The organism is Streptomyces sp. NPDC045021 (genome assembly GCF_056432645.1).
The window spans coordinates 356,027-379,697 of the sequence record NZ_JBWKIQ010000009.1 but is presented as its reverse complement, the minus strand read 5'-3'; the positions used below and the strand labels follow the sequence as shown (position 1 = coordinate 379,697).

Sequence of the window (23,671 nt, the reverse complement as noted above, 5' to 3'; positions counted from 1 at the left end):
AATCTCGCTCAGGGCGAACACCTGCCCGGTCGCGCGTACGGCCCCGGGCGTGCTAGTGCCGTGACCGGCAGAGTGCACCGGGTGACGGGTCGTTCTGCCGCGCTGCCCGAGGGCCGGGCGGGCCGCTGGTGGCCCGCCCGGCCCTCGGGGACGCGTTCGGTCGCAGGGCGGACCCGGCGAACCAGTGTGGTGACCGCACCGCAGCCGGCACGGTCAGCGCGCTAGAGCACGTCGCCCGCGGCGGCCTTCTCGACCAGCCGGACCAGCGTGCGGACCGCCGTGCCGGCGCCGCCCTTGGGGGTGTAGCCGAACGGCGCGCCCTCGTTGAACGCCGGGCCCGCGATGTCCAGGTGCGCCCAGGTGATGCCCTCGCCCACGAACTCCTGCAGGAAGAGGCCGGCCACCAGGCCGCCGCCCGCCCGCTCGCCCATGTTCGCGATGTCCGCGACCGGGGAGTCCATCGCCTTGAGCAGCTCCGGCGGCATCGGCATCGGCCACGCCTGCTCGCCCGACTCCGTCGCCGTCTCGTGCAGCGCGGTACGGAAGCCGTCGTCGTTCGACATGATCGCGAACGTACGGTTGCCGAGCGCCAGCACCATCGCGCCGGTCAGCGTCGCCACGTCCACGATCGCGTCCGGGTTGTCCTGCGAGGCGCGCGCCAGCGCGTCCGCCAGGACCAGCCGGCCCTCGGCGTCCGTGTTCAGCACCTCGACGGTCTTGCCCGAGTACATCTTCAGCACATCGCCGGGACGCGTCGCGTTGCCGCCCGGCATGTTCTCCGCCAGCGCCAGCCAGCCGGTCACATTGACCTGCAGGCCCAGCTTGGACGCGGCCACGACGGTCGCGAACACGGCGGCCGCACCGCTCATGTCGCACTTCATCGTCTCGTTGTGGCCCGGGGGCTTCAGCGAGATGCCGCCCGAGTCGTACGTGATGCCCTTGCCGACGAGCGCGACGGTCTTCTTCGCCTTCGGGTGGGTGTACGCCACCTTCACCAGCCTGGGCGGGGTCGCCGAGCCCTGGCCGACGCCCATGATGCCGCCGTAGCCGCCCTTGAGCAGCGCCTTCTCGTCGAGCACCTCGACCTTGAGGCCGTGCTCCTTGCCCGCGGCCTGGACCGCGGTCGCGAACGCCTTCGGGTTCAGGTCGTTCGGCGGCATGTTGATCAGGTCACGCGCCCGGTTGACCTCCTCGGCCACCGCGGTCGCCCGCTCGGCCGCGGCCTTGTGCGCCTTGTCGCGCGGCTTGGCGCCCACCAGGGCGACCTCGCCCAGCGGACCCTTGCCACCGGCGCTGTCCACCCGGTACGCGGTGTAGGAGTACGCGCCCAGCAGTGCGCCGGTCGCCACCGCCTCCACGCCCGCCGCGTCCGTGGCCGGAAGCGAGAACGCCGCCTTCTTCGTCCCGCTCAGCGCACGCGCCGCGGCACCGGCCGCCCTGCGCAGCGCCTCGGCGTCGTAACCGGCACCGTCGGTGGGCGTCTCACCCAGACCCACAGCGAGGACCACCGCCGACTTGACGCCGGACGGAGCCGGGAGCTTCGTCACCTCGCCCTCGCCACCGGAGGCGCCGAGGAGTTCCAGCGTCGCGGCGAGCTTGCCGTCGAACGCCGCGTCCACGGCCTCCGCACCGGCGGCGACCTCGGGGCCCTTGGCGCCCTTGGTCACGCCGATGACGACGGCATCCGCGCGCAACGCTGCGCCGGAGGAAGTGCTGAGTGTCAGTACAGTCACGGTGAGGGTGGTCCTGTTCCGTCGAAAGTTGTCGGCCAAGGGGTGGGCCGGCCGCGCCCCTCGCATCGTATTCCGCCACGCCCGCGGGGCGGCACGCCAGGGCTGCGCCGCCTGTGCCGCGGTCGAGCCTACGCCTGACGCGGCGCGTCGAGGGCCCCTGTCTTGACCTCGTCGAGGAACGACCTGAGCCGGGCGGGGGTGGTGGTCACGATCACCCCGGGTTCTGTGCTTTCGCGTATGGCTACGCGGGGACCGGCGACGGCGAGCTGTATGCAGTTGTTGCCACCCTCGCCGCTGAAGGACGACTTCTGCCAGTCAGTCACTGGGGTGCCTCTCACAGGTCGCGCACGATGGCGCCGATGAACTCTTGGGACTCGCTGGCGGGCAGAGCCTTCTGCTCCATCAGGTCCAGCCGGCGTCTGTAGTTGACCAGCTGCGTCTGGGCGTCGATGAACTCCGGCCCGTGCGACGTGTCGATCTGGACGGTGTCGAGTTCGGGGACGATCGCTTCGGCGTAGAGGATCGACTGATCGGCTCCGGGAAACCCGCCTGCGGCGAAGGGGATCACGAGGAGAGTGACGTTGGTCCGGTCGGTCGCGGCCAGCAGGTGCTGGAGTTGCGCGCGGGCCGTCGCGGAGCCGCCGAACTGCATGCGCAGGGCCGCCTCGTGGATGATCCCGGTGTACGGGGTCGGGGCATCCCCTTCGAGGATGGCTTGCCGATTGAGCCGGTGAGCCACGCGCAGTTCGACCTCCAGTCGGGGCAGCGGCGGGACAACCACGTCGAATAGCGATCGCGCGTGGTCTTCGGTCTGCAGCAGCCCCGGCAGGTGCACGGTCTGGGCGGTGCGCAGCCGTACCGCGTAGTGCTCAAGCTCGGCCACGTCGAGGAATCCGGCAGGCAGACTGCTCCGGTACTCCTCCCACCACCCCTTCTTGCGCCCGCCGGTCATCTCGGCCAGCGCGTTGATGAACGCCTCGTTGGGGCACTCGTAGTGCAGCGCGAGGTGCCGCAGTCGCTCCTCGCTGACGCCGACCCGGCCCGCCTCGATGTTGGAGATCATCGCCCGGTCCGTGCCCAGCAGTTCCGCCGCCTGAGCGGTGGTCAGCCCGGCGTGCTCGCGCATCCTGCGCACCTCAACGCCGAAGCGCTGCTGGCGTGCTGTGGGCGTAGTCCTCGGTGCCATGTGCCTTCTCTCTTCGCTGGCACACAGTGTGCCGGGCCTGCGGGGACGGGTCCACGGCCCGATGTGCACACCAGTTTCCCGCGAACGGTAACAACTGTGTGCACAAGCCTCTACGATGTGACCCACGCCACTAAACCCGGCCCGGAGGGCAACATGTACGCCGTGCAACCGTCGTGTCCCGAACCCACCCCGCGCGAACCGGCGCAGTGGGAGTACTGCCTTCAACTGCCGCACGATCCGCGGGCGCCCGGGATCGCGCGGTCGACCGTCCGGGCCGTGCTCGTGGCGCACGGCTTACGTGAACTCGTCGACACGGCGGCGCTGTTGACGTCGGAGCTGGCCACGAACGCGTACCGCTACGCGGAGGGCCCGGCTTCGCTGCGGGTCAACTGGGAGCCCCGTCGGCTGCGGGTGACGGTCCGGGACAGCAACCCGGAGCTGCCGGCGGCGCTGACGCCGGAGCCGGACGCGGACGGCGGGCGCGGGCTCTTCCTGCTGGACCTGTTCTCGGACCGGTGCGGCGGATACGCGCTGGGAGAGGAGCCGTTCGGGCTCTGCGGCAAGCTGATGTGGTTCGAGTTGGCGGCAGGCCGACCGGCTCGGTGACCGCCGGTGTCCGGAAGGGGACGCTTGTCCTGTTCGCCCTCGTCCGGGTGGGCTTCGGCTGATGCAATCGGGAGGTCCCAGCAGCCAGTCGAAGGGAATCGCAGATGTCTTCGCTCAAGCGCCGGATCGCCGCAGGAATCGGAAGTACCGCCATCGTCGCGGCGGGTCTCGTCACCCTTGCCCCCGTCGCGAGCGCGGCGCCCAGCGCGCCTGCGGCGTGCAGTACGAGCAACGCGGTGAGCAAGAAGGCCGCGCACAACGGGAGCATGTACATCGAGCTGCGGTACAGCACGTCCAGCCGGTGCGCGTGGGGACGGATCAGCAGTTCCAACGTGGGCAACAAGGTGTGGGTCGACCGGTCGAGCAACGGCGGATCCACCTGGACCGGGCCGATGGGGATGACGACCCAGCAGTCGGGCAGCGACACCCACACACCGGCCTACAACGACGCGGGTTACGTCATGCGTGCGTGCGGGTTCAACGGCACCACTGTGTGTACCGGTTGGTACTAGACGGGCTACCGGTCGTCGGCCGGTAACCAGCCGAGGCGGGCCGCGGCCAGTGCCAGGGTGAACCTGTTGCTGGCTCCGGCCCGTTCGGCGAGGGAGCCGACGTGGCGGCGGACAGATCGTTCGCTGACGCCCAGCCGGCGGGCGATGGCACTGTCCTTGGTGCCGTCCGCGAGGAGGAGCAGGATGTTGCGCTGGACGAGCGTCGGGGGCGGTACGGGTGGATCACGGCGGGAGGCGGCGGGCGCGGTGGGTGCCGGCACGGTGGCCAGGGCGGTGAACGCCTGGATCCGCTCCAGCAGGGCGTTCTGTTCGGCGAGCAACCGGTTCTGGTCCGCGAGCAGTTCGTGGTAGCGCCGTAATGCCGCCGGGGCGGACGGGGCCGTTCTGATGTCGTACACCACGGCAGGCTCGCAGAGCGGGGGTCGCCCGGTATTGAAGAAATTCGCACTCGGTGCGGTCGGCCGAGGTCAGGTCAGGATGACGCTGGTGACCTGGCCGTCCACCCGGTCCACGGTCGGTGGGCCCGCGAAGTCCAGGCCGCGCGCGTGCCGGAACTGGCGGGGGGTGCGGCCGATCATCGCCTTGAACTCGCGGTTCAGATGCGCCTGATCGCTGAACCCGCACTCGGCGGCGATATCGGCCACCGGCAGGTCCGCCGCCATCAGCCGCAGCACCTTGCGCAGCCGCATGACGCGCGCCGCGCCTTTCGGCGTCAGCCCGATCTCCTCGCGGAAGCGGTTCTCCAACTGCCGCCAGCCCCAGCCGGTGGCGGTGACGAGCTCGCCGATGGGCAGGGCGCCGGAGGTCCTGGCGAGCTCCCGCCAGGCGTACCGGACGCGGTCCGAGGCGGGGAGCGCGTCCACGGACCAGCGCAGGAAGGCGGCGTCCAGCAGCTCGAAGCGCCGGCCCCAGCCGGGGGCGCAGGCGAGGGCGTCGGTGAGGTCGCGGCAGCGGGGGCCGAGCAGGTCGACGGGGTCGGCGATCGTGTCGGCCAGCTCGTGCATCGCTATCCCGAACAGCGAGAACGCCTTCCACGGGGAGAGGATGACCTCCAGGCCGTACAGCCGGCCGCTGTGCCGCCCGAGACCGGCGGTGGTGCGCAGCCCGACCAGCATCGAGCGGTGGGCGCTGCCGGGGGCCGACGGCGTCAGGGCCTCCGTCACCCGCACTTCGTGGTCGAAGGAGAACAGCAGCGTCACCGCGCCGTCCGGAACCTCCAGCCGCTGGCGCGGCAGGCCCAGGTCCAGCCGGAACCCGCGATAGCTCTGCACCCCCGGTCGCAGCCGGGCGTGCGGCAGCGCCGTCGCCACCTCCCAGCGGCCCTCAGGACACGCCAGTTGCTGCATCGTCCGTTTCCCCCCGTGACCCCGGAACTGTTCAGCTCTTGCCATCCTGCGGTGCACGGAAAGGGATCGGACCACCCTTTCCGGTCAGATGCGGCCTGCCGGGTGGCTCAGGCCGTGCCCGGTTCGGCAAGCCAACGCGTGCGCTGGTGCGTGTGTCTGGCGATGGTCTCGAAGTCCGCGTCGTAGTGCAGCAGCGTCAAATCCGAGAGCTCCGCCACGGCGGCCACCACGAGGTCCACAGGACCGGCCGAGCGATGCTCGCCGTGCCCGGTGAGGAGCTCCTGGACCTCGCGGGCCCGTTGAAAGATGCCGTCCGGTGTGGGGGCCCAGTTGAAGATCTGGTGCAGGCGTTCCTGCTTCGCCACGCGGTCGGATCGTGACCGGGCGGAGAACAGGATCTCCAGTTCGGTGAGGTCGCAGAGGGCGATGAGCCCGTTGTTGAGCGCGAGCCCCCACTGTTCGTCGAATTTGTCGCTGATCAACAGCCGGGCGGCGGCCGAGGTGTCGGCGAGGTAGGAGACCGTCGTCACCGTCGGAAGTTTCCTTTGTCGAGAAGGATGTCGAAGTCCCCCTGGGCGCCCATCTCACGCAGTTCGGCCAGCGCTATCGCGCGGCTGCGGTGCTTGACGATCTCCTGGAGCGCGGTGTTGACCGTGTCCTTCTTGGTCGAGGTGCCGAGCAGCTCGGCGGCCTTGGCGAGAGCGTCGTCGTCGACTTCGAGGAGCAGCTTGGACATGACGCCTCCCATATAGATGACAGGCTTCTAGTGTATATACGACGGAAGGTGTCGAGCAATGCACAAGCCCATGGCGTCGGCTGTCAGCCGAGGGACAGGACGACCAGGGCCGCCGTCGCCGCTGTCTCGGACAGGGCGCCGAAGACGTCGCCGGTGATGCCGCCGAAGCGGCGGCGGCAGTGGCGCAGAAGGAGTTCGGCGGTGGCGAGGGCGAGGACGGCGGCGACGGTGAAGTGGAGGGCGGCGGAGAGACCGAAGAGGGCTCCGGCCGCCGCCGCGACGACGAGAACGGCGACGGCGGTGAGGGCGGCCGCGCGGAGCGGGACGGTACCGGCCACGGCGGCGCCCAGGCCACCGGGCCGGGCCGGCGGGACGCCGTCGCGGCAGGCCAGCGTCATGGCGGTGCGGGCCACGACGGCGGAGACGGCGGCCGCGGCGGCGCCGTGGGACCAGCTGTCGGCGTACAGGGCGGCGAGGCAGGCAACCTGGGCGAGAAGGACGAAGAGCAGCGTCAGTACGCCGAAGGGTCCGATGTCCGACTGCTTCATGATCCGCAGGGCGTCCTCGGCGGGCTTGGCGCTGCCGAGCCCGTCGGCGGTGTCGGCCAGGCCGTCCAGGTGCAGGCCGCGGGTGAGGGCGGCGGGTACGGCCGCGGTGGCGACGGCGGCGAGCAGCGGGGAGGCGTCCAGGAACAGCAGCAGCCCGCCGACCGCGGCGGCGACCAGCCCCACCACCGCGCCGACGACCGGCGCGCAGAGCATCCCGCCGCGCGCGGCGGACCGGTCCCAGCGGGTGACGGTCACCGGCAGCGCGGTGAGGGTGCCGAAGGCGAAGCGGAGCGCGTCCTCACGGGAAGCGGGGGAGGCGGCGGGCGCGGGTTCGGCGGTGGAGGGCTCGTCGGAGTCGGTCACCGCGTGAGGCTACCCCGGGGCCCGAACCCGGCCCCGCGGAACCCGGCCCGCGGAATCCGGCCCCGCGGAACCCGGCCCCGCTACAGGGGCGGCAGACTCTCCGCCGCCTCCCGGCGCCGCCGGAGGTGGCCCTCCAGGCCGCACAGCAGCAGCGTCGCCACGATCGCCGTCAGATGCTCGAACCCCGCGAGGTTCACGATGAAGACGACCTCGACGAGCATGGCGAGGATCAGGACGCTCCCCGTCAACCAGGAGCGGTACCGGCAGGCCACGTAGACACCGAGGGCGACGACCGCCGCCGAGGGGCCGGTGTCGCGCACGACGAGGGTGGAGACCGGGAGCCCGAGGAAGCCGTCGGGACCGACGGCGAGCGAGTAGCGGGCGAAGGACGTGCCGGCCAGCGTCGCGAGGAGTCCGATGCCGAGGGTGTGCCGCTTGCCGACCGTCATCTCGGCGATGCCGAACATGAAGACGACCTGGGCGATCAGCCCCCACACCGGCAGGGACGGGTCCGGGACGAAGAGCGACAGGGGCGTGCGGAGCAGCGCCTTCCACCACGGGAGCGTCGCGTAGACGCCGCCGAGCCGGTTGACCCACGCCGTTCCGGTGGTCCCGGAGTGCTGGATCACCTGCAGGGTCAGGATGGACAGACACGCGGAGAGGGTCAGCGGGATCGCGCGCAGCTTCTTCGTGCGCAGCTTGAACAGGACGTCCCGGTAGATCCCGCCCCACTCGACGTATGCGAAGTCGCGGAGGCGCTTGCTGAATGGGCTCACCGGGCGGCGATCCGATCCCGGTCACGTCTGCGCAGCGGGGACGGCAGCCGCGGCGCTTCGAGGAAGCCCTCGGCGCGGGCGCTGGCGATACCGATGCGCGGCAGCTCGCTGCTCTTGCCGAACAGCAGGTAGCGCGGCTCCCAGATGGGCCGGTACTTGGCGTTGGCCCGGTACAGCGACTCGATCTGCCACCAGCGCGAGAAGAACGTCAGCAGGGAGCGCCAGAACCGCAGCACCGGCCCGGCGCCGAGCTTCGAGCCGCGTTCGAACACCGAGCGGAACATCGCGAAATTCAGCGAGATCTGCCGCACGCCCACCTCGGCGGCGCGCTGGATCAGCTCGATGACCATGAACTCGATCAACCCGTTGTCGGAATCCCGGTCACGCCGCATCAGGTCCAACGACAGCCCCTGCGGGCCCCACGGCACAAAACTCAGCAGCGCCCGCGGCACGCCCTCGCCGTCATGGCACTCGACCATGACGCAGCGCCCGTCGGCGGGGTCGCCGAGCCGGCCGAGCGCCATCGAGAAACCGCGCTCCGTCTCACCGTCACGCCAGGCGTCGGCCTGCTCCAGCATCCCGTCCATCTCGTCGGCGGGGATGTCGTCGTGCCGCCGGATCCGGACGGTGTAGCCGGTCCGCTTGACGCGGTTGTACGCCTGCCGCACGGTGCGCATCGCGCGGCCGTCGAGGGTGAACTCGGCGGTCTCGACGATCGCCTCGTCCCCGATCTCCAGGGCGTCCAGGCCGTGCCGGGCGTAGATCACGCCGGCTTCCTCGCTCGCCCCCATCACCGCGGGCACCCAGGCGTGCTCGCGGGCCTCGGCGAGCCAGGCGTCGATGGCACCGGGCCACGCCTCGGGGTCGCCGATCGGGTCGCCGGAGGCCAGCGACACCTCTCCGACGACTCGGTAGGCGATGGCGGACTTCTCGCTCGGCGACCAGATGACGCTCTTGTCGCGGCGCAGCGCGAAATAACCGAGCGAGTCCCGGTCGCCGTAGCGGTCCAGGAGCCCGCGCAACTTGGCCTCGTCCTGCGGGCCGAGCAGTGCCCGGCCGCGCGGCGAGCGGAACGCCACGTACAGCACGAGCAGGAAGAGCAACGCACTCATGACGTTGATGACGACATCCACCCACCCGGGCGTTGAGATGTTGGCGTAATTGTCGTCATTCGGGTCGAGCGCGATCATGCGCATGATCGCGTACCGGAAGGCGGCACCGAAGTTCGAGCCGTGCTCGCTGTTGGTGGCGGTGACCAGCAGCGCGCTGATCAGCGCGCCCACGATGAGGCCGCCGACGGCGACCAGGATCGCGTGCTTCGGATTGGAGCGGTCGCCCTTGGCCCGGAACTCGCGGCGGCCGACCAGCAGGGCGGCGACGAAGGAGCCGGTCAGGGCCAGGGTGATCCAGTTCTGGACGTGGTCCCGGTACTCGGGGAAGCCCATCGCCAGCGCCAGCACCACCAGGACCAGCGCGCTCAGCACGAGATTGAGCACCCACGCGGCCCGCTTGCGCCGCCGCATGGTGATCGCGAAGAAGAGCGCGAACACACCCGTGGTGAAGCCCGCGGTCAGCAGATACGGGGTGAAGAGGTCCTCGATGTTGTGCCGCCGGATGTCGGCGCCGAAGGAGACCCACACCGCCCCGAGGAAGTTGAGGAAGGCGACAGCCCGCAGATACCAGACGGCGTAGGCGGCGCAGCGCTGCCCCCAGACGTGCGGACGGCCCTCCCCGTCCTGCGGTGTGCGACCCGGTGCCGTGCTGCCCATTCCCATAGTTGTGGATCTTATGACGGAATGTCCGGATCCTCGTCGCAGGGGTGGTGGCCGGATCCGGCTACGCCCGCGGCGACCGCGTTCCGCCCACCCGGAGGGCGGGCGGAAGGTCGTCCTACGGGGTGTCGATCGCGTCGCGGGGCGGGTCCGCGGGCGGCTCGTCGGACGTGACGGCGACGGGCTCCGCGACGGGTTCCGGGGTCCGCTCCTCGACCGGCTCTCCGGACACGTCCGGCAACTCCGCCGCCAGCGCCGCCGCGGCCTGCAGCAGCGGCAGCGCGAGCAGCGCGCCGGTGCCCTGGCCGAGCCGCACGCCGTGATCGAGCAGCGGCTCGATGGAGAGCCGGTCCAGGGCCTTGGCCTGGCCCGGCTCACCGCTGGCCTGGCCCGCGAGCCACCAGTCGGGCGCCCGGAACGCCACGCGCTGCGCGACCAGCGCGCAGGCCGCGGTGACGACTCCGTCGAGGACGACGGGCAGTTTGCGTACGGCGGCCTGCAGCAGGAAGCCGGTCATCGCGGCGAGATCCGCGCCGCCGCTCGCGGCCAGCAGTTCGAGCTGGTCGCCGAGGACCGGGCGGGCCCGGCGCAGCCCGTCGCGGATCGCCGCGCACTTGCGCATCCACGCCAGGTCGTCGATGCCGGAGCCGCGGCCGGTCACCACGGAGGCGTCCGTACCGCAGAGCGCCGCCACGAGGATGCCGGCGGCCGTGGTGCCACCGACGCTGATGTCGCCGAGGAGTACGAGGTCGGTGCCGGAGTCGGCCTCCTCGTCGGCGATGGCCATGCCGGCGCGGAAGGCCACTTCGGCCTCCTCGACGGTGAGCGCGTCCTCGACGTCGACGCGCCCGGAGCCGCGGCGCACGCGGTACGCGGTGACTTCGGCGGGGAGCTCCGCCGGATCGCAGTCCAGGGCCATGTCGATCACGCGGACCTGGGCCCCGAACTGGCGGGCCAGCACGTTCACCGCCGCCCCGCCGTCGAGCACCGTCCGCACCAGCGCCACGGCGGTCCCGGCCTCGTGCGCCGAGACGCGCAGGCCGGCCACGCCGTGATCCCCGGCGAACAGCAGCACCCGGGGCCGCGCGATCGGCCGCGCCGGAACCAGCCCCTGGGCGGCGGACAACCACTCGGCCAGCTCCGCAGGCTTGCCGAGAGCCCCCGGAGGGCTCACCAGACGCTGCCACCGGTCTTGCGCGTCACGGCGCACGCCGGCGTCGGGACGCTCCACCAGGGAGCCGAAGTCATCGAGATTCAGGCCGCTCATTCGCCGCACAGTACCGGCTGCGCCTCGGGCCAGGGGAAGTGGGCGCCTGCCGGCGCGGGCCGCGCGTGCGGGGGCCGGCCTCCGGCCGGTGCGCCTACCGGCGCGGGCGTGAGGGGTGGAGCACACCGTGTCCGGCGACGGCTCGCCACCAGCCTCCCGAGCCGTGCCGGCACTGCTCACCACCGTGCAGCCCGCGGGGGCCGAAAGCTCGCGCTACGCGAGGGGCCGGGATCGGACCAGCCGCGGCCCGGAGTTCCACCCTCAACCCGCAGGTGGCGCGGGCCCGTCACTCACCCCCCACCGGGGCTCGAACGCGAGGGGACGGGATCGGACCGGCCGCGGCCCGGAGTTCCACCCTCAACGCGCACGTGGCGCGGGCCCGTCACTCACCCTCCACCGGGGCTCGAACGCGAGGGGACGGGCGCGGGCCGGCCGCGGCCCGGAGTTCCACCCTCAACCCGCAGGTGGCGCGGGCCCGTCACCCACCCCCCACCGGGGCTCGAACGTGAGGGGACGGGATCGCAGGCGTGGGGGTCCGAAATGCTGCCGATCTATTTGTGGGCCGCCAGGCCCTAAATAGTCGATTTCGGACCCCCACGCCGGAGAGCCCGGCCCCGCCCGTACGAAAACCCATCAGCCGCGCAGCGAAACCGCCTGACCCGCAACCACAAGAAGCACATGCTCCGACTCGCCCGCCACGGCGGCATTAAGCCGCCCCAACTCGTCCCTGAACCGGCGCCCCGAAGCCGTCGCCGGGACCACCCCCGAACCCACCTCGTTGCTCACCGCCACCACCGTTCGCCGCGTCCCCCGCCAGGCCGCCGTCAACTCGGCGACCCGGGCGTGCAGTTCGCGTTCGCCGGCCGACGACCACTTCTCGTCGTCCCACGCGCCGACGGAGTCCATCGCGGACGTCAGCCACAGCGCGAGGCAGTCGATGAGCAGTGGCGGCCCGTCCGCGGCGAGCAGCGGCACCAGGTCGCACGTCTCCTGGGTCGCCCACGTTCCCGGCCGGCGCTCGCGGTGCTGCGCGACGCGGTGCGCCCACTCCTCGTCGCCCTCGCGGCTGCCGCCGGTGGCCACGTACAGGACGTCGGCGAACGCGGCGAGCCGCCGCTCGGCCTCGACGGACTTGCCGGAGCGGGCGCCACCGAGCACCAGGGTGCGGCGGGGCACGTCCGGTACGTCGTGGTAGTCGCCGGCCACCAGCGTCGTGCCGTCGGGGACGGCGCGCGCGCCCAGCGCGGCGAGCCGCCGCCGCAGCTCGGCCCCGGGCGGCACGCTGTGGTCGAGGTGCACCGCGACGACGTCGGTCGTCGGGCCCACGGCCGCGGCGGCGCGCAGCCGCGCCAGCGCGTCGGGCCGGGAGACCGCGTCGAACAGCACCACGTCGTACGGCGTGGTGGCCTCCTGGACCCCGGCCGGGGCGCAGCCCGGCGGCAGGTAGAGCGCGCGCATCCCGTCCGGCCCCTCAATCGCGTAGCCGGTGCCGGGCGCGTCCGTTGCGACCGCGCGCACCCGGTGCCCGGTCAGCAGCGTCAGCTCCTGCCCGTCGGGGACGCGGCCGGGCGCCGGCAGGCCGACGGGGATCTCCACCGCGGGCCCGTCGTGCGGGTGCGACAGCAGTGTCTGCCGCACGCCGCCGAGGGAGTGCCCGGAGCGGGCGGCGGCGAAGGCCAGACCGGGGGTGAGGTCGACCAGCAGCACGCCGTCCACGAGCACGGCGGTCGCGGCGCGCGGCCCGTCGCGGTCGCCGATGGCGCTCGCACAGGCGGCGCAGGGGCAGTCGGGCAGCGGCAGGCCCTCGGGGCCTCCGGTGCCGAGCAGTGTCAGTTCCACCCCCCGATCGTCTCGCGTCCGCGTACGGCGGGCTCGCCAGGTCCGCCATGCGGTTACCCTGCGGGACAGGCACACGACGGACAGCAGCAGCTGTGGACCGAGGACCGAGGAGAAATACATGGCGTGGACGTGGCGGTTCGAGAAGGCCGACGGCACCGAGGTTGCGCCTGCGGTGCAGCCGGAGGAGTTCACGACGCAGGGTGATGCCGAGTCGTGGATCGGCGAGCTCTGGAAGGATCTGGCTGAGGGTGGGGCGGACCAGGTCGTGCTCTTCGACGGGGAAACCAAGATCTACGGCCCGATGAGCCTGCACGGTACCGAGGAATAGCGGCGGGGCGCGCGGGGTCGGGCCGGGCTCGGCCGGTGCCGGGTCTGTGCGGGCGGTCTGTGCGGGCCGGTGCGGGGTCGGGGCCGGGCTCTCCGGCGCGGGGGTCCGAAATCGACTATTTACGAGCCTGGCGGCTCACAAATAGCTCGGCAGCATTTCGGACCCCCACGCCTGCGATCCCGGCCCCTCGCGTCCGAGCCCAGCCGGAGCCTCGCGTCCGATCCCGGCCGCTCGCGTCCGATCCGAGCCCGAGCATCGCGTCCGATCCGAGCCCTCGCGTCCGAACCGATCCCGGGCCCTCGCGTCCGATGCCGGGCCCTCGCGTCTGAGTCGGGCCCTCCGCTCCCGAAGGAGCCCGTGCCGGTTGTGGGAGCAGGGGCGCGCGGGTGGTCAGATCGAGCCCAGGGTGGCCTCGGTCGTGTGCGTGGCGCCTGCTCGGGTGTAGGTCAGTTGGATCTTGTCGCCCGGTTTGTGGGAGGCCAGGGTTTCGGTCAGGGACTGGAGCGTCGAGATCTCGGTCGTGTCGATCTTGGTGATCACGTCGCCAGCCTTCAGGCCCGCCTTGGCGGCGGCTCCGCCGTCGACCACCGAGATCACGGCGACGCCGGACGGCTGGAGGTCGTCGCCGATCACGGTGCGGGCGGTGATGCCGAGGGCGGCGCGGCCGGAGTCGGTGACCCGGCCGTTCTTGATGATCTGGCCGGCGACGGTGGTGACGGTCGAGGCCGGGATCGCGAAGCCGATGCCCGGCGCCGCTCCCGCGCCCATCTGCGGATCGCTGGCGGCCAGGGTCGGGATGCCGATGACCTCGTTGTCGAGGTTGACGAGGGCGCCGCCGCTGTTGCCGGGGTTGATCGCGGCCGAGGTCTGCACCATGTTCGCGATGGTGGCGCCGGTGCCGCCGTTACTGCTGTCGCCCTCGCTGACGGTCCGGCCCACCGCCGAGACGATGCCCTGGGTGACGCTGCCCGACAGCCCCAGCGGATTGCCCATGGCCAGCACGATCTGGCCCACCTCCACCTTCGCGGAGTCGGCGAACTTCGCGGGCTTCAGATCCTTCGGGGGGCTGCTGAGTTTGATCACCGCGAGGTCCTCCGCCGGGTACGAGGAGACCAGCACGGCGTCCAGCGGGTTCCCGCCGGTGACAAGGGTGACGCTGAATTTCTGGGCGTCGCCGACGACGTGCGCGTTGGTGACGATGTGGCCCTGGTCGTCGTAGACGATGCCAGAGCCCAGGTCCGCGTCCGTGGTGATCTGGACGACGGACGGAAGGACGTTCTTCACGACGCTCTGGTACTCGGCCTGCAGCTGGTCGGACGAGGTGGGTGCCGCGGCGGACGAGGTCGGGGCGGACGGGGCCGGCGTGGTGGCGGACGGCTTGTCCGAACCGGAGGTGCATCCCACCAGCAGCGCCGCCGCGCAGACGGCGGCGGCGCAGGGGCGCGCCCAGCGGTTGGCCAGGGAGCGTGTCATGGATCCACTCATGACCGAAGTGTCCCTTTTATGCGAGACAAAAGGGATGATCTGGCGGCTGATCGGGCCTAGGCGCGTACACCGCACAGGTGCAGCAGCGCTGCCACGGCGCGGTACGGGTCGGTCCGCCCGGCCAGTTCCTCCGCGGCCAGCAGCGGTTCGAGGTCCGCGGGTACCGGCGCGTCGTTCGGTGCGGTGTCGGTGAGGACCCGCACCCCGTACCAGGCCTGCACCGGAGTGCCCAGCCCGTTCAGGGTCGCGGTCACCGCCTCCCGGCGGTCGGCACGCACCTCGAGGCCGATCCGGTTGGTGTACGTCTGGCTGCCGAAGGCCGCCAGCGCGCCGGGCCAGTCACCGAGCAGCCCCGGCCGCATGGCCAGCGCGTCGGCGTTGCGTACGAGCAGCGACAGCAGGCCGCCGGGCGCGAGCACCCGGGCCAGCGCCGCCAGCATCGGATCGGGCTCGGGCATGTACATCAGCACGCCGTGGCACAGCACGAGGTCGAAGCTGCCGGGGCCGAAGTGGCGGCCGGTCTCGCGGCCGTCGCCCGCTATCAGGGAGACCCGCTCGCGTATGCCCTCCGGCTCGACGGCCAGCGCGGTGCGCAGGGCGTCGAGCATCGCCGGGTCGGACTCCAGGCCGGTGACCTGGTGCCCGGCGCGTGCCAGGCGCAGCGCCTGGGTGCCCTGGCCGGGGCCGACGTCGAGCACCCGCAGCCGGCGGCCCACGGCGAAGCGGGCCGTTATCTGCTCGTCGAGCTGCCGCGCCACCAGTTCCTGGCGGACGATGTTGCGCAGCCCGCCGAGCCCGTCCAGCCAAGCGGCAGCGCCGCCCTCGAACCCGGATCTGCCGGTGCTCAGAGCTTCACGCCGCGCTTGACCATCGGCTTCGGCAGCCGCAGCCGGCGCATCTGGAGCGTCCGCATCAGGGCGTACGCAACAGCGCCGCGCAGGTTCTTGTCGGGGAAGCGGGTGCGCAGCTGCTTGCGCAGCAGGATCGTGGTGATGACGGAGTCGACCAGGATCAGGACGATCACGACCATCCACAGCAGCAGCGAGAGGTTCCGCAGCTGAGTGTTCTGGATCATGCTCAGGACGAGGATGACCACCGCGAGCGGAAGGAAGAACTCCGCGACGCGGTAGCGCGAGTCGACATAGTCCCGGACGAACTTGCGCACCGGTCCCTTGTCTCGGGCGGGCAGGTAGCGCTCGTCGCCACCGGCCAGCGCTTCGCGCTGCTTGGCCATCTCGGCACGGCGTGCTTCCCGTGCCTGCTTGCCGGCCGCCTTGCGGTCGGTCGGCACGGTGGCACGGGTGCGGCGCTGGCCCTGGGCCTCGTTGCGCTTGGGCGTGGGGCGACCCTTGGGAGCCTGCGGGTCGCGGGGCTGGTCCTCAAGCACCGTGGTGGTTGAGTCCTGCTCATCTGGGGAACGACGTCGGAACACGACTCCAGGTTACGTGCCCCGGAGCGGGAACCCCAGCCCTCACCTACTCCTTGGGCCTTAGGTCACCGAACCGTGATCGTCCCTAGGGAGGAGCGCATCCGTCGCGGAACAGTGCGGTAATGGAACCAGGGCCCGTACTGTGGGGTCTGTAGAGGTGCTGGAGCTGTAGTCCGAGAAGGGGGCGCGCGAGGCCCATGAGCGGTGTCATGAAGCGGATGGGATTGATTTTCCGCGCGAAGGCCAACAAGGCCCTGGACAGGGCCGAGGACCCGCGCGAGACGCTTGACTACTCGTACCAGAAGCAGCTGGAACTGCTGCAGAAGGTACGTCGAGGTGTGGCCGATGTCGCCACCTCGCGCAAGCGCCTGGAGCTGCAGCTGAACGAGCTGCAGAAGAAGTCGTCGACCTACGAGGACCAGGGCCGCAAGGCGCTGGCGCTGGGTCGTGAGGATCTGGCCCGTGAGGCGCTGTCGCGCCGGGCCGCGCTGCAGCAGCAGGTCACGGACCTGGAGACGCAGCACCAGACGTTGCAGGGCGAGGAGGAGAAGCTCACCCTCGCGTCGCAGCGACTGCAGGCCAAGGTGGACGCCTTCCGTACCAAGAAGGAGACCATCAAGGCCACGTACACGGCGGCCCAGGCACAGACCAAGATCGGCGAGGCGTTCTCCGGCATCTCCGAGGAGATGGGCGACGTCGGCATGGCGATCCAGCGTGCCGAGGACAAGACGGAGCAGCTGCGCGCGCGGGCCGGTGCCCTGGACGAGCTGATGGCGTCCGGCGCCCTGGACGACCAGAGCGGCCTGCAGAAGGACGACATCCAGGCCGAGCTGGACCGGCTGTCCGGTGGCACGGACGTCGAGCTGGAGCTGGCCCGTATGAAGGCCGAGCTGGCCGGCGGCACCCCGCAGCAGGCCATCGAGGGCGGAAAGCAGCCCGAGGACAAGCCGCGGATGGACAAGCAGTAGACCGACCAAGGAGGCGCCGTCATGATCGTACGGATCATGGGGGAGGGGCAGCTGAAGTTGGACGACAGCCACTTCGCCGGCCTGAACAAGCTGGACGACAAGCTGCTCGCCGAGGTGGAGCGCGGTGACGAGGAGGGCTTCCGGGGGACTCTCGGCGCCCTGCTCGACGCCGTCCGCAAACTGGGCGAACCGCTGCCCGACGCCTCCCTGGAGCCGTCGGAGCTGATCCTTCCGTCTCCCGACGCCTCCCTCACGGAGGTCCGGGAGATGCTCGGCGACGACGGGCTCATCCCGGGCTGAGCCGCGCCACCGCACCTCGCACCTCGTACCGCTCATGAACGGGCGGGCCGGGACCTCAGGGTCCCGGCCCGCCCGTTCTGCGTTCCAGGCCTTACGGCAGGGCGAGCATCTGCTCCAGGGCCAGCTTGGCGAAGCGCTCGGTCTCCTCGTCGACCTGGATGCGGTTGACGAGCTTGCCGTCCGCCAGCGACTCCAGCGTCCACACCAGGTGCGGCAGGTCGATGCGGTTCATCGTCGAGCAGAAGCAGACGGTCTTGTCGAGGAAGACGATCTGCTTGTCCGGGTGCGCCTTGGCGAGCCGGCGGACGAGGTTCAGCTCGGTGCCGATCGCCCACGCGGAGCCGGCCGGGGCCGCGTCCAGCGCCTTGATGATGTACTCCGTCGAGCCGACGTAATCGGCGGCGGAGACCACCTCGTGCTTGCACTCGGGGTGCACCAGGACGTTCACACCGGGTATCCGGGCGCGGACGTCCTCGACCGAGTCGATCGAGAAGCGGCCGTGCACGGAGCAGTGGCCGCGCCACAGGATCATCTTGGCGTCGCGCAGCTGCTGGACGGTCAGGCCGCCGTTCGGCTTGTGCGGGTTGTAGAGGACGCAGTCGTCGAGCGACAGGCCCAGGTCGCGCACCGCGGTGTTGCGGCCCAGGTGCTGGTCGGGAAGGAAGAGCACCTTCTCGCCCTGTGAGAACGCCCACTCCAGCGCGCGCTCGGCGTTGGAGGAGGTGCAGATGGTGCCGCCGTGCCGGCCGGTGAAGGCCTTGATGTCGGCGGACGAGTTCATGTAGGAGACCGGGACGGTGGCCTCGGCCACGCCCGCCTCGGTCAGCACGTCCCAGCACTCGGCGACCTGCTCGGCGGTGGCCATGTCGGCCATCGAGCAGCCGGCCGCCAGGTCCGGGAGGATCACCGCCTGCTTGCCGGACGTGAGGATGTCCGCGGACTCGGCCATGAAGTGCACACCGCAGAAGACGATGTACTCGGCCTCCGGGCGGGCGGCGGCGTCCCGCGCGAGTTTGAACGAGTCACCGGTCACATCGGCGAACTCGATGACCTCGTCGCGCTGGTAGTGGTGGCCCAGGATGAAGACCTTGCTCCCGAGCTTCGCCTTGGCGGCGCGGGCGCGCTCGACCAGGTCGGGGTCGGAAGCGGCCGGCAGGTCGCCGGGACAGTCAACTCCGCGCTCGCTACGGGGATCGGACTCCCGCCCGAGCAGCAGCAGGGCGAGCGGCGTGGGCTGAACATCCAGCACATCCAGCGGTTCTGTGGTGGTCACGGGCCCGGAGCCCTTTCTGTGCAGCACAGCCTTTTCGTCTACCTGACGTTATCTATGATAGCCCGTTCGTGTCAGATTGACGATGGGGGTCGCGTCAATGTGACGCATTCCGTTCCCGGCCTCCGGTGTGCGAGCATTGATGCCGGAAAGACGTATCGGACCCGGAATGAATCCGGGGGGCCATCGGTTATCTGTCGGTGGCAGCAGTCCGAACAACCCGGGAGTGAAGCAGATGACGGTTCAGGACGAGACCACCGCGAACGACGGACTTCTCCTGTCGGATTCCGCCGCGGCCAAGGTCAAGGGTTTGCTCGAGCAGGAAGGCCGCGAGGACCTTGCACTGCGCGTCGCCGTTCAGCCCGGCGGCTGCTCCGGCCTGCGCTACCAGCTCTTCTTCGACGAGCGTTCGCTCGACGGCGATGTCGTGAAGGACTTCGACGGTGTGAAGGTCGTCACCGACCGCATGAGCGCCCCGTACCTCGGCGGTGCCTCCATCGACTTCGTGGACACGATCGAGAAGCAGGGCTTCACGATCGACAACCCGAACGCGACCGGCTCCTGCGCCTGCGGCGACTCGTTCCACTGATCTCACACACGAAGGCGGCGGCCACCCGATTGGGTGACCGCCGCCTTCGTCGTTCCGCCGACCGCTCAAGGCCTGTCCGGCCGGCTACTTCCGCAGCGGCACTACGGCGCCGTCGGACAGGTCCACGACCTTGCGGTCACCGAGCGGCTTGGCCAGCTGAACCGTCCGGGTCGTGTCCTTCGCGAGCATGACGCACATCCGGTGGGACGGATCGGGAGTCTCCATGATCCGCACGGTCACCGCCGCGGCGGACTCCTCGGCGGACGCCGCGTACGTGGGGCAGACCCCGGCCCAGAAGTGCAGTTCCAGGACGTTGCCCCGCAGGCTGTACGAGACCGCCTTCACCTTGCGCGGCGCCTGGGGATCGGCCGGCATCCCCGGGTCGGCGGGCTGGGTCGGCCCGGTCGTCGCACCCGGGCCGCCGGGCAGCGTCGTACCCGGCGCACCCTGCTGGATGTACCGCGCCTCCACGGCCGGCTGCGCCACGGTGTGCGCCTTCACCACGCCGGCCTGCGCCACGTCGAACAGCCAGGAGGGCACCAGCGCCCGCGCGCCCGACACGAACTGCGCGGAGAGCCCGAACCTGGCACCGCGCACCTCCAGCTTCTGCTGGGCGCCCGGCACGCACGGCATGGTCTGCGGCAGCGTCTTGTCGTCGCTCGGCGCCGTCGGCTGCTTCGGCAGCGCGGACGGGCAACTGCCGCCGACGCCGTGGTCCGAGCCGCCGGCTCCGGGCGCCTCCAGCTGCTTCAAAGCCTGGGGCGCGTCGATCACCGGGTACTGGTCGCCCTTGTCGAGCCCTGCCAGCAGACCGTAGCCGCCGCTCAGTTGCCCGTCAGCGCCGATCCGCAATGTGGTCCGCCAGCCGTGCGTCGGCAGGCCGTCCACCTCGGGGTCGGCGTTCACCATGCGCACCGAGCCGGCGGTCTCGCTCGCGTCCACCGCGGCGTCGGTCAGCGACAGCGCGGCCAGGACCGGTGCGGCGACCTGCTTCGCCCGGTCCTCGGAGACCGCACTCCCACCCGCGCCGGACGGCCCGGAGGACGACGTCGAGCTCCCGCTCGCCCCGTCGGCCGAGTCGACCGGGGGGCCGGAGCAGACCGGGGAGTCGGGACCGCCGGCGCTCGGAGCGCTCGGCACCCCAGGCTTCATCGGAGTGATGTTGTAGCACTTGGCGATCGGGCCGAGCCGCGAGTACGACCAGTTGCCCTCGCCCGACCGGTTGATCTGCAGGAAGGGCCCGCTGCCGTCCGGGGTGCCGCCCGCCCGCCAGAAGTCGTGGTCGAGCTTGACGGGGCCGGGTACGTCCAGCGCCTTCGCCAGCTTCTCGGCGACCTGCTGCGTCACCTGCCCGTGCGGCCGGTAGACCGGCGCCGACTTCGGGCCGGTCGGCAGCGGTCCCGTGGTCCGGTACTCCGCGCCCGTGGGGGATGCGGCGCCGCTGTCCGTGCCGGCCGCCAGACCCTTCCTGGCGTTGTCCAGCGCCAGTGGCGCGGGTGGCCCGCTCCGGCTCTTGTGGGGGGCTCCGCTGCCCGCGTTCGCCGTCGCCCAGTAGGCCCCGCCGCCGCCAGCCACCAGGACCGCCGCGGCCATCGCCGCCACGGCCAGTGGCGACCTGAAGCGGCGGCGGGGGACGGGATGCTCCGTCGTGTCTTCGTTGCGTTCGGTGCTCACCGTGCTGCTCCCTCGGCTCCGTACCGTCAGATGCAGCTGTGACGGAGCCGGGGCCCGCGCGGTTCCCACCGCGCGGACCGCGAGCGGCCGGGGTCAGGCGCCGTACTCGGCCATACCGTCCACGACGTGCGCGGACGCGAGCGGCACGGTGATGCCGTGCAGGCTCGACGGAGCGACCACCGACGGCGCCGCATGGGCGGGAACCGTCCAGTGCGGGGCCATCCGGCGGCAGTCGCCGAGCAGCTCGGCCAGCGACTCGGCGCTGGATTCAGGTTCGACGACGGGGGGCAGTGGGGACGAAGTAGAAGCCATGTATCCGACCCTAGGCACTTGATCAGGTACGGGTAAGCCCTACTATCGGGTAGTTTCTCCGTGTCCCATGGCCGGGTCCCGCGCCCGGCGGTGCACCCCATACGATGGCTGTGCCTTTTCCGTGTTGCCCAGGGCTTCTTCCGGCCCTTGCCGACCTTCGCCGCCGCCCCGCAGGAGCATTCAGTCGTGCGTATCGCTGTCACCGGATCCATCGCCACCGATCACCTGATGACCTTCCCCGGTCGCTTCGCCGACCAGCTGGTCGCGGACCAGCTGCACACGGTCTCGCTCTCCTTCCTCGTCGACAACCTCGACGTCCGGCGCGGCGGAGTCGCTCCCAACATCTGCTTCGGCATGGGCGTGCTCGGCCTCCGGCCGGTCCTCGTGGGCGCGGCGGGCTCCGACTTCGCCGAGTACCGCGCCTGGCTGGACCGGCACGGCGTCGACACCACGTCGGTCCGTATCTCCGAGGTGCTGCACACCGCGCGCTTCGTCTGCACCACGGACACCGACCACAACCAGATCGCGTCCTTCTACACCGGCGCGATGAGCGAGGCCCGGCAGATCGAGCTGCAGCCGATCGCCGACCGGGTGGGCGGCCTGGACCTGGTCCTCATCGGCGCGGACGACCCCGAGGCGATGATCCGGCACACCCAGGAGTGCCGCAGCCGCGGCATCCCGTTCGCGGCCGACCCCTCGCAGCAGCTCGCCCGCATGGACGGCGAGGACATCCGCCTCCTCGTGGAGGGCGCCACCTACCTCTTCACCAATGAGTACGAGAAGGCGCTCATCGAGTCGAAGACGGGCTGGACCGGCGAAGAGATCCTCGCCAAGGTCGGCACCCGCATCACCACCCTCGGCGCGCAGGGCGTCCGCATCGAGCGCGTCGGCCAGCCCGTGATCGAGGTCGGCTGCGCCGAGGAAGAGGCGAAGGTCGACCCGACCGGCGTCGGCGACGCGTTCCGCGCCGGTTTCCTCGCGGGCCTGGACTGGGACCTGTCGCTGGAGCGCTCCGCCCAGCTCGGCTGCATGCTGGCGACCCTCGTCATCGAGACGCTCGGCACCCAGGAGTACGAGCTGCGCCGCGGCCACTTCATGGACCGCTTCACCAAGGCCTACGGCCACGAGGCCGCCGCCGAGGTCAAGAGCCACCTGGCCTGACCCCTTCGTGGCCTCCATGGTCGGCCGGGCTGATTCCTTCAGCCCGGCCGACCATGGAGGCCGTCTTTCTCAGGTCCTGCGCCGCACCAGGTACGCCGTGCCCCGCTCCGCCGCGTGCTCTCCGACGTACTCCTGGTCCCGCATCTGGCACCACGCGGGGATGTCCAGCCGCGCCGCCTCGTCGTCGGACAGTACGGCGATCACCGCGCCCACCGGCACATCGCCGATGACCTTGGCGAGCTCGATGACCGGGATCGGGCACCGCTTGCCGAGCGAGTCGACCGTCAGCGCGGGCACCTCGGGCGAGCCGGTGACGTCCCCCTGCCCGGCGGCGGACTCCGTCGCGGGGGAGCCGGGGGCGCCGAGCCGGTCGCGGACCGAACGGACCACACCCGGCAGCACTTCGAGAAACCGTTCGACGTCCTCCCTCGGCGTGCCCGGCGGCAGTGACACCCGGACGTTGCCCTCCGACAGGACGCCCATCGCGCGCAGTACATGGCTCGGGGTCAGTGTGCTGGAGGTGCAGGACGACCCGGAGGAGACGGAGAAGCCGGCGCGGTCCAGCTCGCCGAGGAGCGCTTCCCCGTCGACGTAGAGACAGGAGAACGTCACGAGGTGCGGGAGCCGCAGGACGGGATGGCCGACGACCTCCACATCGGGGACAAGCGCGGGCACCCGGGAGCGGATCCGGTCGACCAGCTCCGACAGCCGCACGCGTTCGGCCGCGGCCTCCTCACGTACCGCGCGCAGCGACGCCGCCGCGGCCACGATGGCCGGCAGGTTCTCGAAGCCGGGGGAGCGCCCCGACTCCCGTTCGTCCGTGGGGCCCTGCGACGCGAAGCGCACGCCCTTGCGGACCGCGAGAAGTCCGACTCCGGGCGGCCCGCCCCATTTGTGGGCACTGGCGGTGAGCAGCGACCAGCCGCCCTCCACCGGCCCCCAGGCCAGCGACTGCGCCGCGTCCACCAGCAGCGGCACCCCCGCCTCCCGGCACAGCTCCGCTGCCTCGGCGACCGGCTGGACCGTGCCCACCTCGTGGTTGGCGGACTGCAGGCAGGCCAGCGCGGTGTCCGGCCGCAGCGCCGCGGCGAACGCGGCGGCGTCGACCAGCCCCGTACGGTCCACCCCGACCTCGGTGGCTTCGTACGCCTCGGCCGCATGGAGTACCGACGAGTGCTCGACGGCCGACACCACGAGGTGACGCCCCGTCCGCCGCCGCCCCGCCATGGCTCCGGACACGCCCGTGTGAACGGCACGGGTTCCCGAAGGAGTGAAAACAAGTTCGTCGGGCCGGCATCCCACCGCCTCGGCGGCGGCCTCCCGGGAGGCGTCCAACAGCAGCCGGGCGCGCCGGCCCTCGCGGTAGAGGCGGGCCGGATCCGCCCACCCCTCGTCCAGTGCGGCTACCAGCGCCTGACGCGCCACGGGGTGCAGAGGAGCGGCGGAAGCCGCATCGAAATAGGACACGCCC

At 71.4% G+C, this 23,671-nt stretch carries 26 protein-coding genes; 7 read left to right on the top strand and 19 right to left on the bottom strand.

Annotation, left to right across the window (positions count from 1 at the left end):
• Positions 1–221 precede the first annotated feature (221 nt).
• The 3 genes from AC07DC_RS27200 to AC07DC_RS27190 form a co-directional block, all read right to left on the bottom strand.
• Entirely contained in the window at positions 222–1,733 is a 1,512-nt protein-coding gene (locus tag AC07DC_RS27200; RefSeq protein WP_478917104.1) for a leucyl aminopeptidase, read from the bottom strand.
• A 128-nt stretch (positions 1,734–1,861) separates the two neighbouring features.
• Entirely contained in the window at positions 1,862–2,056 is a 195-nt protein-coding gene (locus AC07DC_RS27195) for a DUF397 domain-containing protein (RefSeq protein ID WP_478917103.1), read from the bottom strand.
• A gap of 11 nt (positions 2,057–2,067) precedes the next feature.
• The gene (locus tag AC07DC_RS27190) at positions 2,068–2,919 is read right to left on the bottom strand and encodes a helix-turn-helix domain-containing protein (protein ID WP_478917102.1); all 852 of its coding nucleotides are present in this window, start codon (positions 2,917–2,919) and stop codon (positions 2,068–2,070) included.
• Positions 2,920–3,036: 117 nt separating this feature from the next.
• Here AC07DC_RS27190 and AC07DC_RS27185 point away from each other — a divergent pair, with 117 nt between their 5' ends.
• Together AC07DC_RS27185 and AC07DC_RS27180 are read left to right on the top strand one after the other, a co-directional pair.
• Positions 3,037–3,525: an ATP-binding protein gene (locus tag AC07DC_RS27185; protein ID WP_478917101.1), complete on the top strand. Its 489-nt coding sequence runs from the start codon at positions 3,037–3,039 to the stop codon at positions 3,523–3,525.
• Between the two features lie 104 nt (positions 3,526–3,629).
• Positions 3,630–4,037, top strand: coding sequence for a DUF2690 domain-containing protein (locus tag AC07DC_RS27180; RefSeq protein WP_478917100.1), 408 nt, complete (start codon positions 3,630–3,632; stop codon positions 4,035–4,037).
• 5 nt (positions 4,038–4,042) lie between these two features.
• Here the strand turns inward: AC07DC_RS27180 and AC07DC_RS27175 are convergent, their stop codons facing one another.
• The 9 genes from AC07DC_RS27175 to AC07DC_RS27135 all read right to left on the bottom strand — a co-directional run bounded on the left by AC07DC_RS27175 (position 4,043) and on the right by AC07DC_RS27135 (position 12,684).
• The gene (locus AC07DC_RS27175) at positions 4,043–4,435 is read right to left on the bottom strand and encodes a helix-turn-helix transcriptional regulator (protein ID WP_478917099.1); all 393 of its coding nucleotides are present in this window, start codon (positions 4,433–4,435) and stop codon (positions 4,043–4,045) included.
• Between the two features lie 69 nt (positions 4,436–4,504).
• Positions 4,505–5,383: an AraC family transcriptional regulator gene (locus tag AC07DC_RS27170; protein ID WP_478917098.1), complete on the bottom strand. Its 879-nt coding sequence runs from the start codon at positions 5,381–5,383 to the stop codon at positions 4,505–4,507.
• Positions 5,384–5,490: 107 nt separating this feature from the next.
• On the bottom strand, positions 5,491–5,913 hold the full coding sequence (locus AC07DC_RS27165) for a PIN domain-containing protein (RefSeq protein ID WP_478917097.1): 423 nt from the start codon (positions 5,911–5,913) through the stop codon (positions 5,491–5,493).
• Positions 5,910–6,119, bottom strand: coding sequence for a type II toxin-antitoxin system VapB family antitoxin (locus AC07DC_RS27160; protein WP_277437830.1), 210 nt, complete (start codon positions 6,117–6,119; stop codon positions 5,910–5,912). The genes AC07DC_RS27165 and AC07DC_RS27160 overlap by 4 nt, the downstream gene beginning before the upstream one ends.
• A gap of 83 nt (positions 6,120–6,202) precedes the next feature.
• The gene (locus tag AC07DC_RS27155; protein WP_478917137.1) at positions 6,203–6,928 is read right to left on the bottom strand and encodes an adenosylcobinamide-GDP ribazoletransferase; all 726 of its coding nucleotides are present in this window, start codon (positions 6,926–6,928) and stop codon (positions 6,203–6,205) included.
• A 182-nt stretch (positions 6,929–7,110) separates the two neighbouring features.
• Entirely contained in the window at positions 7,111–7,806 is a 696-nt protein-coding gene (locus AC07DC_RS27150) for a hypothetical protein (protein ID WP_478917096.1), read from the bottom strand.
• Positions 7,803–9,581 carry a phosphatidylglycerol lysyltransferase domain-containing protein gene (locus tag AC07DC_RS27145; protein ID WP_478917095.1) on the bottom strand — a complete coding sequence of 593 codons (1,779 nt, stop codon included), beginning with the start codon at positions 9,579–9,581 and terminating at the stop codon, positions 7,803–7,805. Before AC07DC_RS27145 ends, AC07DC_RS27150 begins: the two co-directional genes overlap by 4 nt.
• A 115-nt stretch (positions 9,582–9,696) precedes the next feature.
• Positions 9,697–10,845: a nicotinate-nucleotide--dimethylbenzimidazole phosphoribosyltransferase gene (gene cobT, locus AC07DC_RS27140; protein ID WP_478917094.1), complete on the bottom strand. Its 1,149-nt coding sequence runs from the start codon at positions 10,843–10,845 to the stop codon at positions 9,697–9,699.
• A 633-nt stretch (positions 10,846–11,478) separates the two neighbouring features.
• Positions 11,479–12,684 carry a bifunctional adenosylcobinamide kinase/adenosylcobinamide-phosphate guanylyltransferase gene (locus AC07DC_RS27135; RefSeq protein ID WP_478917093.1) on the bottom strand — a complete coding sequence of 402 codons (1,206 nt, stop codon included), beginning with the start codon at positions 12,682–12,684 and terminating at the stop codon, positions 11,479–11,481.
• 118 nt (positions 12,685–12,802) lie between these two features.
• Here AC07DC_RS27135 and AC07DC_RS27130 point away from each other — a divergent pair, with 118 nt between their 5' ends.
• On the top strand, positions 12,803–13,012 hold the full coding sequence (locus AC07DC_RS27130; RefSeq protein ID WP_478917092.1) for a hypothetical protein: 210 nt from the start codon (positions 12,803–12,805) through the stop codon (positions 13,010–13,012).
• A 390-nt stretch (positions 13,013–13,402) separates the two neighbouring features.
• Here AC07DC_RS27130 and AC07DC_RS27125 read toward each other — a convergent pair whose 3' ends face one another.
• From AC07DC_RS27125 to AC07DC_RS27115, 3 genes are all read right to left on the bottom strand, one after another.
• Positions 13,403–14,497, bottom strand: a complete 1,095-nt coding sequence (locus AC07DC_RS27125) for a S1C family serine protease (protein ID WP_478917091.1) — start codon at positions 14,495–14,497, stop codon at positions 13,403–13,405.
• 56 nt (positions 14,498–14,553) lie between these two features.
• On the bottom strand, positions 14,554–15,255 hold the full coding sequence (locus AC07DC_RS27120) for a class I SAM-dependent methyltransferase (protein WP_478917090.1): 702 nt from the start codon (positions 15,253–15,255) through the stop codon (positions 14,554–14,556).
• A gap of 86 nt (positions 15,256–15,341) precedes the next feature.
• Positions 15,342–15,929, bottom strand: a complete 588-nt coding sequence (locus AC07DC_RS27115; RefSeq protein WP_478917089.1) for a DUF3043 domain-containing protein — start codon at positions 15,927–15,929, stop codon at positions 15,342–15,344.
• 194 nt (positions 15,930–16,123) lie between these two features.
• On the opposite strand from AC07DC_RS27115, the gene AC07DC_RS27110 reads away from it, so the two are divergent.
• Positions 16,124–16,894: a PspA/IM30 family protein gene (locus AC07DC_RS27110; protein ID WP_138356210.1), complete on the top strand. Its 771-nt coding sequence runs from the start codon at positions 16,124–16,126 to the stop codon at positions 16,892–16,894.
• 21 nt (positions 16,895–16,915) lie between these two features.
• The gene (pspAA, locus tag AC07DC_RS27105) at positions 16,916–17,194 is read left to right on the top strand and encodes a PspA-associated protein PspAA (protein ID WP_478917088.1); all 279 of its coding nucleotides are present in this window, start codon (positions 16,916–16,918) and stop codon (positions 17,192–17,194) included.
• Positions 17,195–17,285: 91 nt separating this feature from the next.
• On the opposite strand, the gene nadA is transcribed toward pspAA, so the two are convergent.
• Entirely contained in the window at positions 17,286–18,467 is a 1,182-nt protein-coding gene (gene nadA / locus AC07DC_RS27100; RefSeq protein WP_478917087.1) for a quinolinate synthase NadA, read from the bottom strand.
• Positions 18,468–18,699: 232 nt separating this feature from the next.
• Between nadA and AC07DC_RS27095 the strand changes: the two genes are divergently transcribed.
• On the top strand, positions 18,700–19,053 hold the full coding sequence (locus tag AC07DC_RS27095; RefSeq protein ID WP_138356207.1) for a HesB/IscA family protein: 354 nt from the start codon (positions 18,700–18,702) through the stop codon (positions 19,051–19,053).
• A gap of 84 nt (positions 19,054–19,137) precedes the next feature.
• On the opposite strand, the gene AC07DC_RS27090 is transcribed toward AC07DC_RS27095, so the two are convergent.
• Positions 19,138–20,727, bottom strand: coding sequence for a hypothetical protein (locus tag AC07DC_RS27090; protein ID WP_478917086.1), 1,590 nt, complete (start codon positions 20,725–20,727; stop codon positions 19,138–19,140).
• Between the two features lie 93 nt (positions 20,728–20,820).
• Positions 20,821–21,039: a hypothetical protein gene (locus AC07DC_RS27085; RefSeq protein WP_478917085.1), complete on the bottom strand. Its 219-nt coding sequence runs from the start codon at positions 21,037–21,039 to the stop codon at positions 20,821–20,823.
• A gap of 186 nt (positions 21,040–21,225) precedes the next feature.
• On the opposite strand from AC07DC_RS27085, the gene AC07DC_RS27080 reads away from it, so the two are divergent.
• The gene (locus AC07DC_RS27080; RefSeq protein WP_478917084.1) at positions 21,226–22,200 is read left to right on the top strand and encodes a carbohydrate kinase family protein; all 975 of its coding nucleotides are present in this window, start codon (positions 21,226–21,228) and stop codon (positions 22,198–22,200) included.
• A 69-nt stretch (positions 22,201–22,269) separates the two neighbouring features.
• On the opposite strand, the gene AC07DC_RS27075 is transcribed toward AC07DC_RS27080, so the two are convergent.
• A complete protein-coding gene (locus tag AC07DC_RS27075) occupies positions 22,270–23,667 on the bottom strand; it encodes an aminotransferase class V-fold PLP-dependent enzyme (RefSeq protein ID WP_478917083.1) in 1,398 nt (465 codons plus the stop codon).
• Between the last annotated feature and the right edge of the window lie 4 nt (positions 23,668–23,671).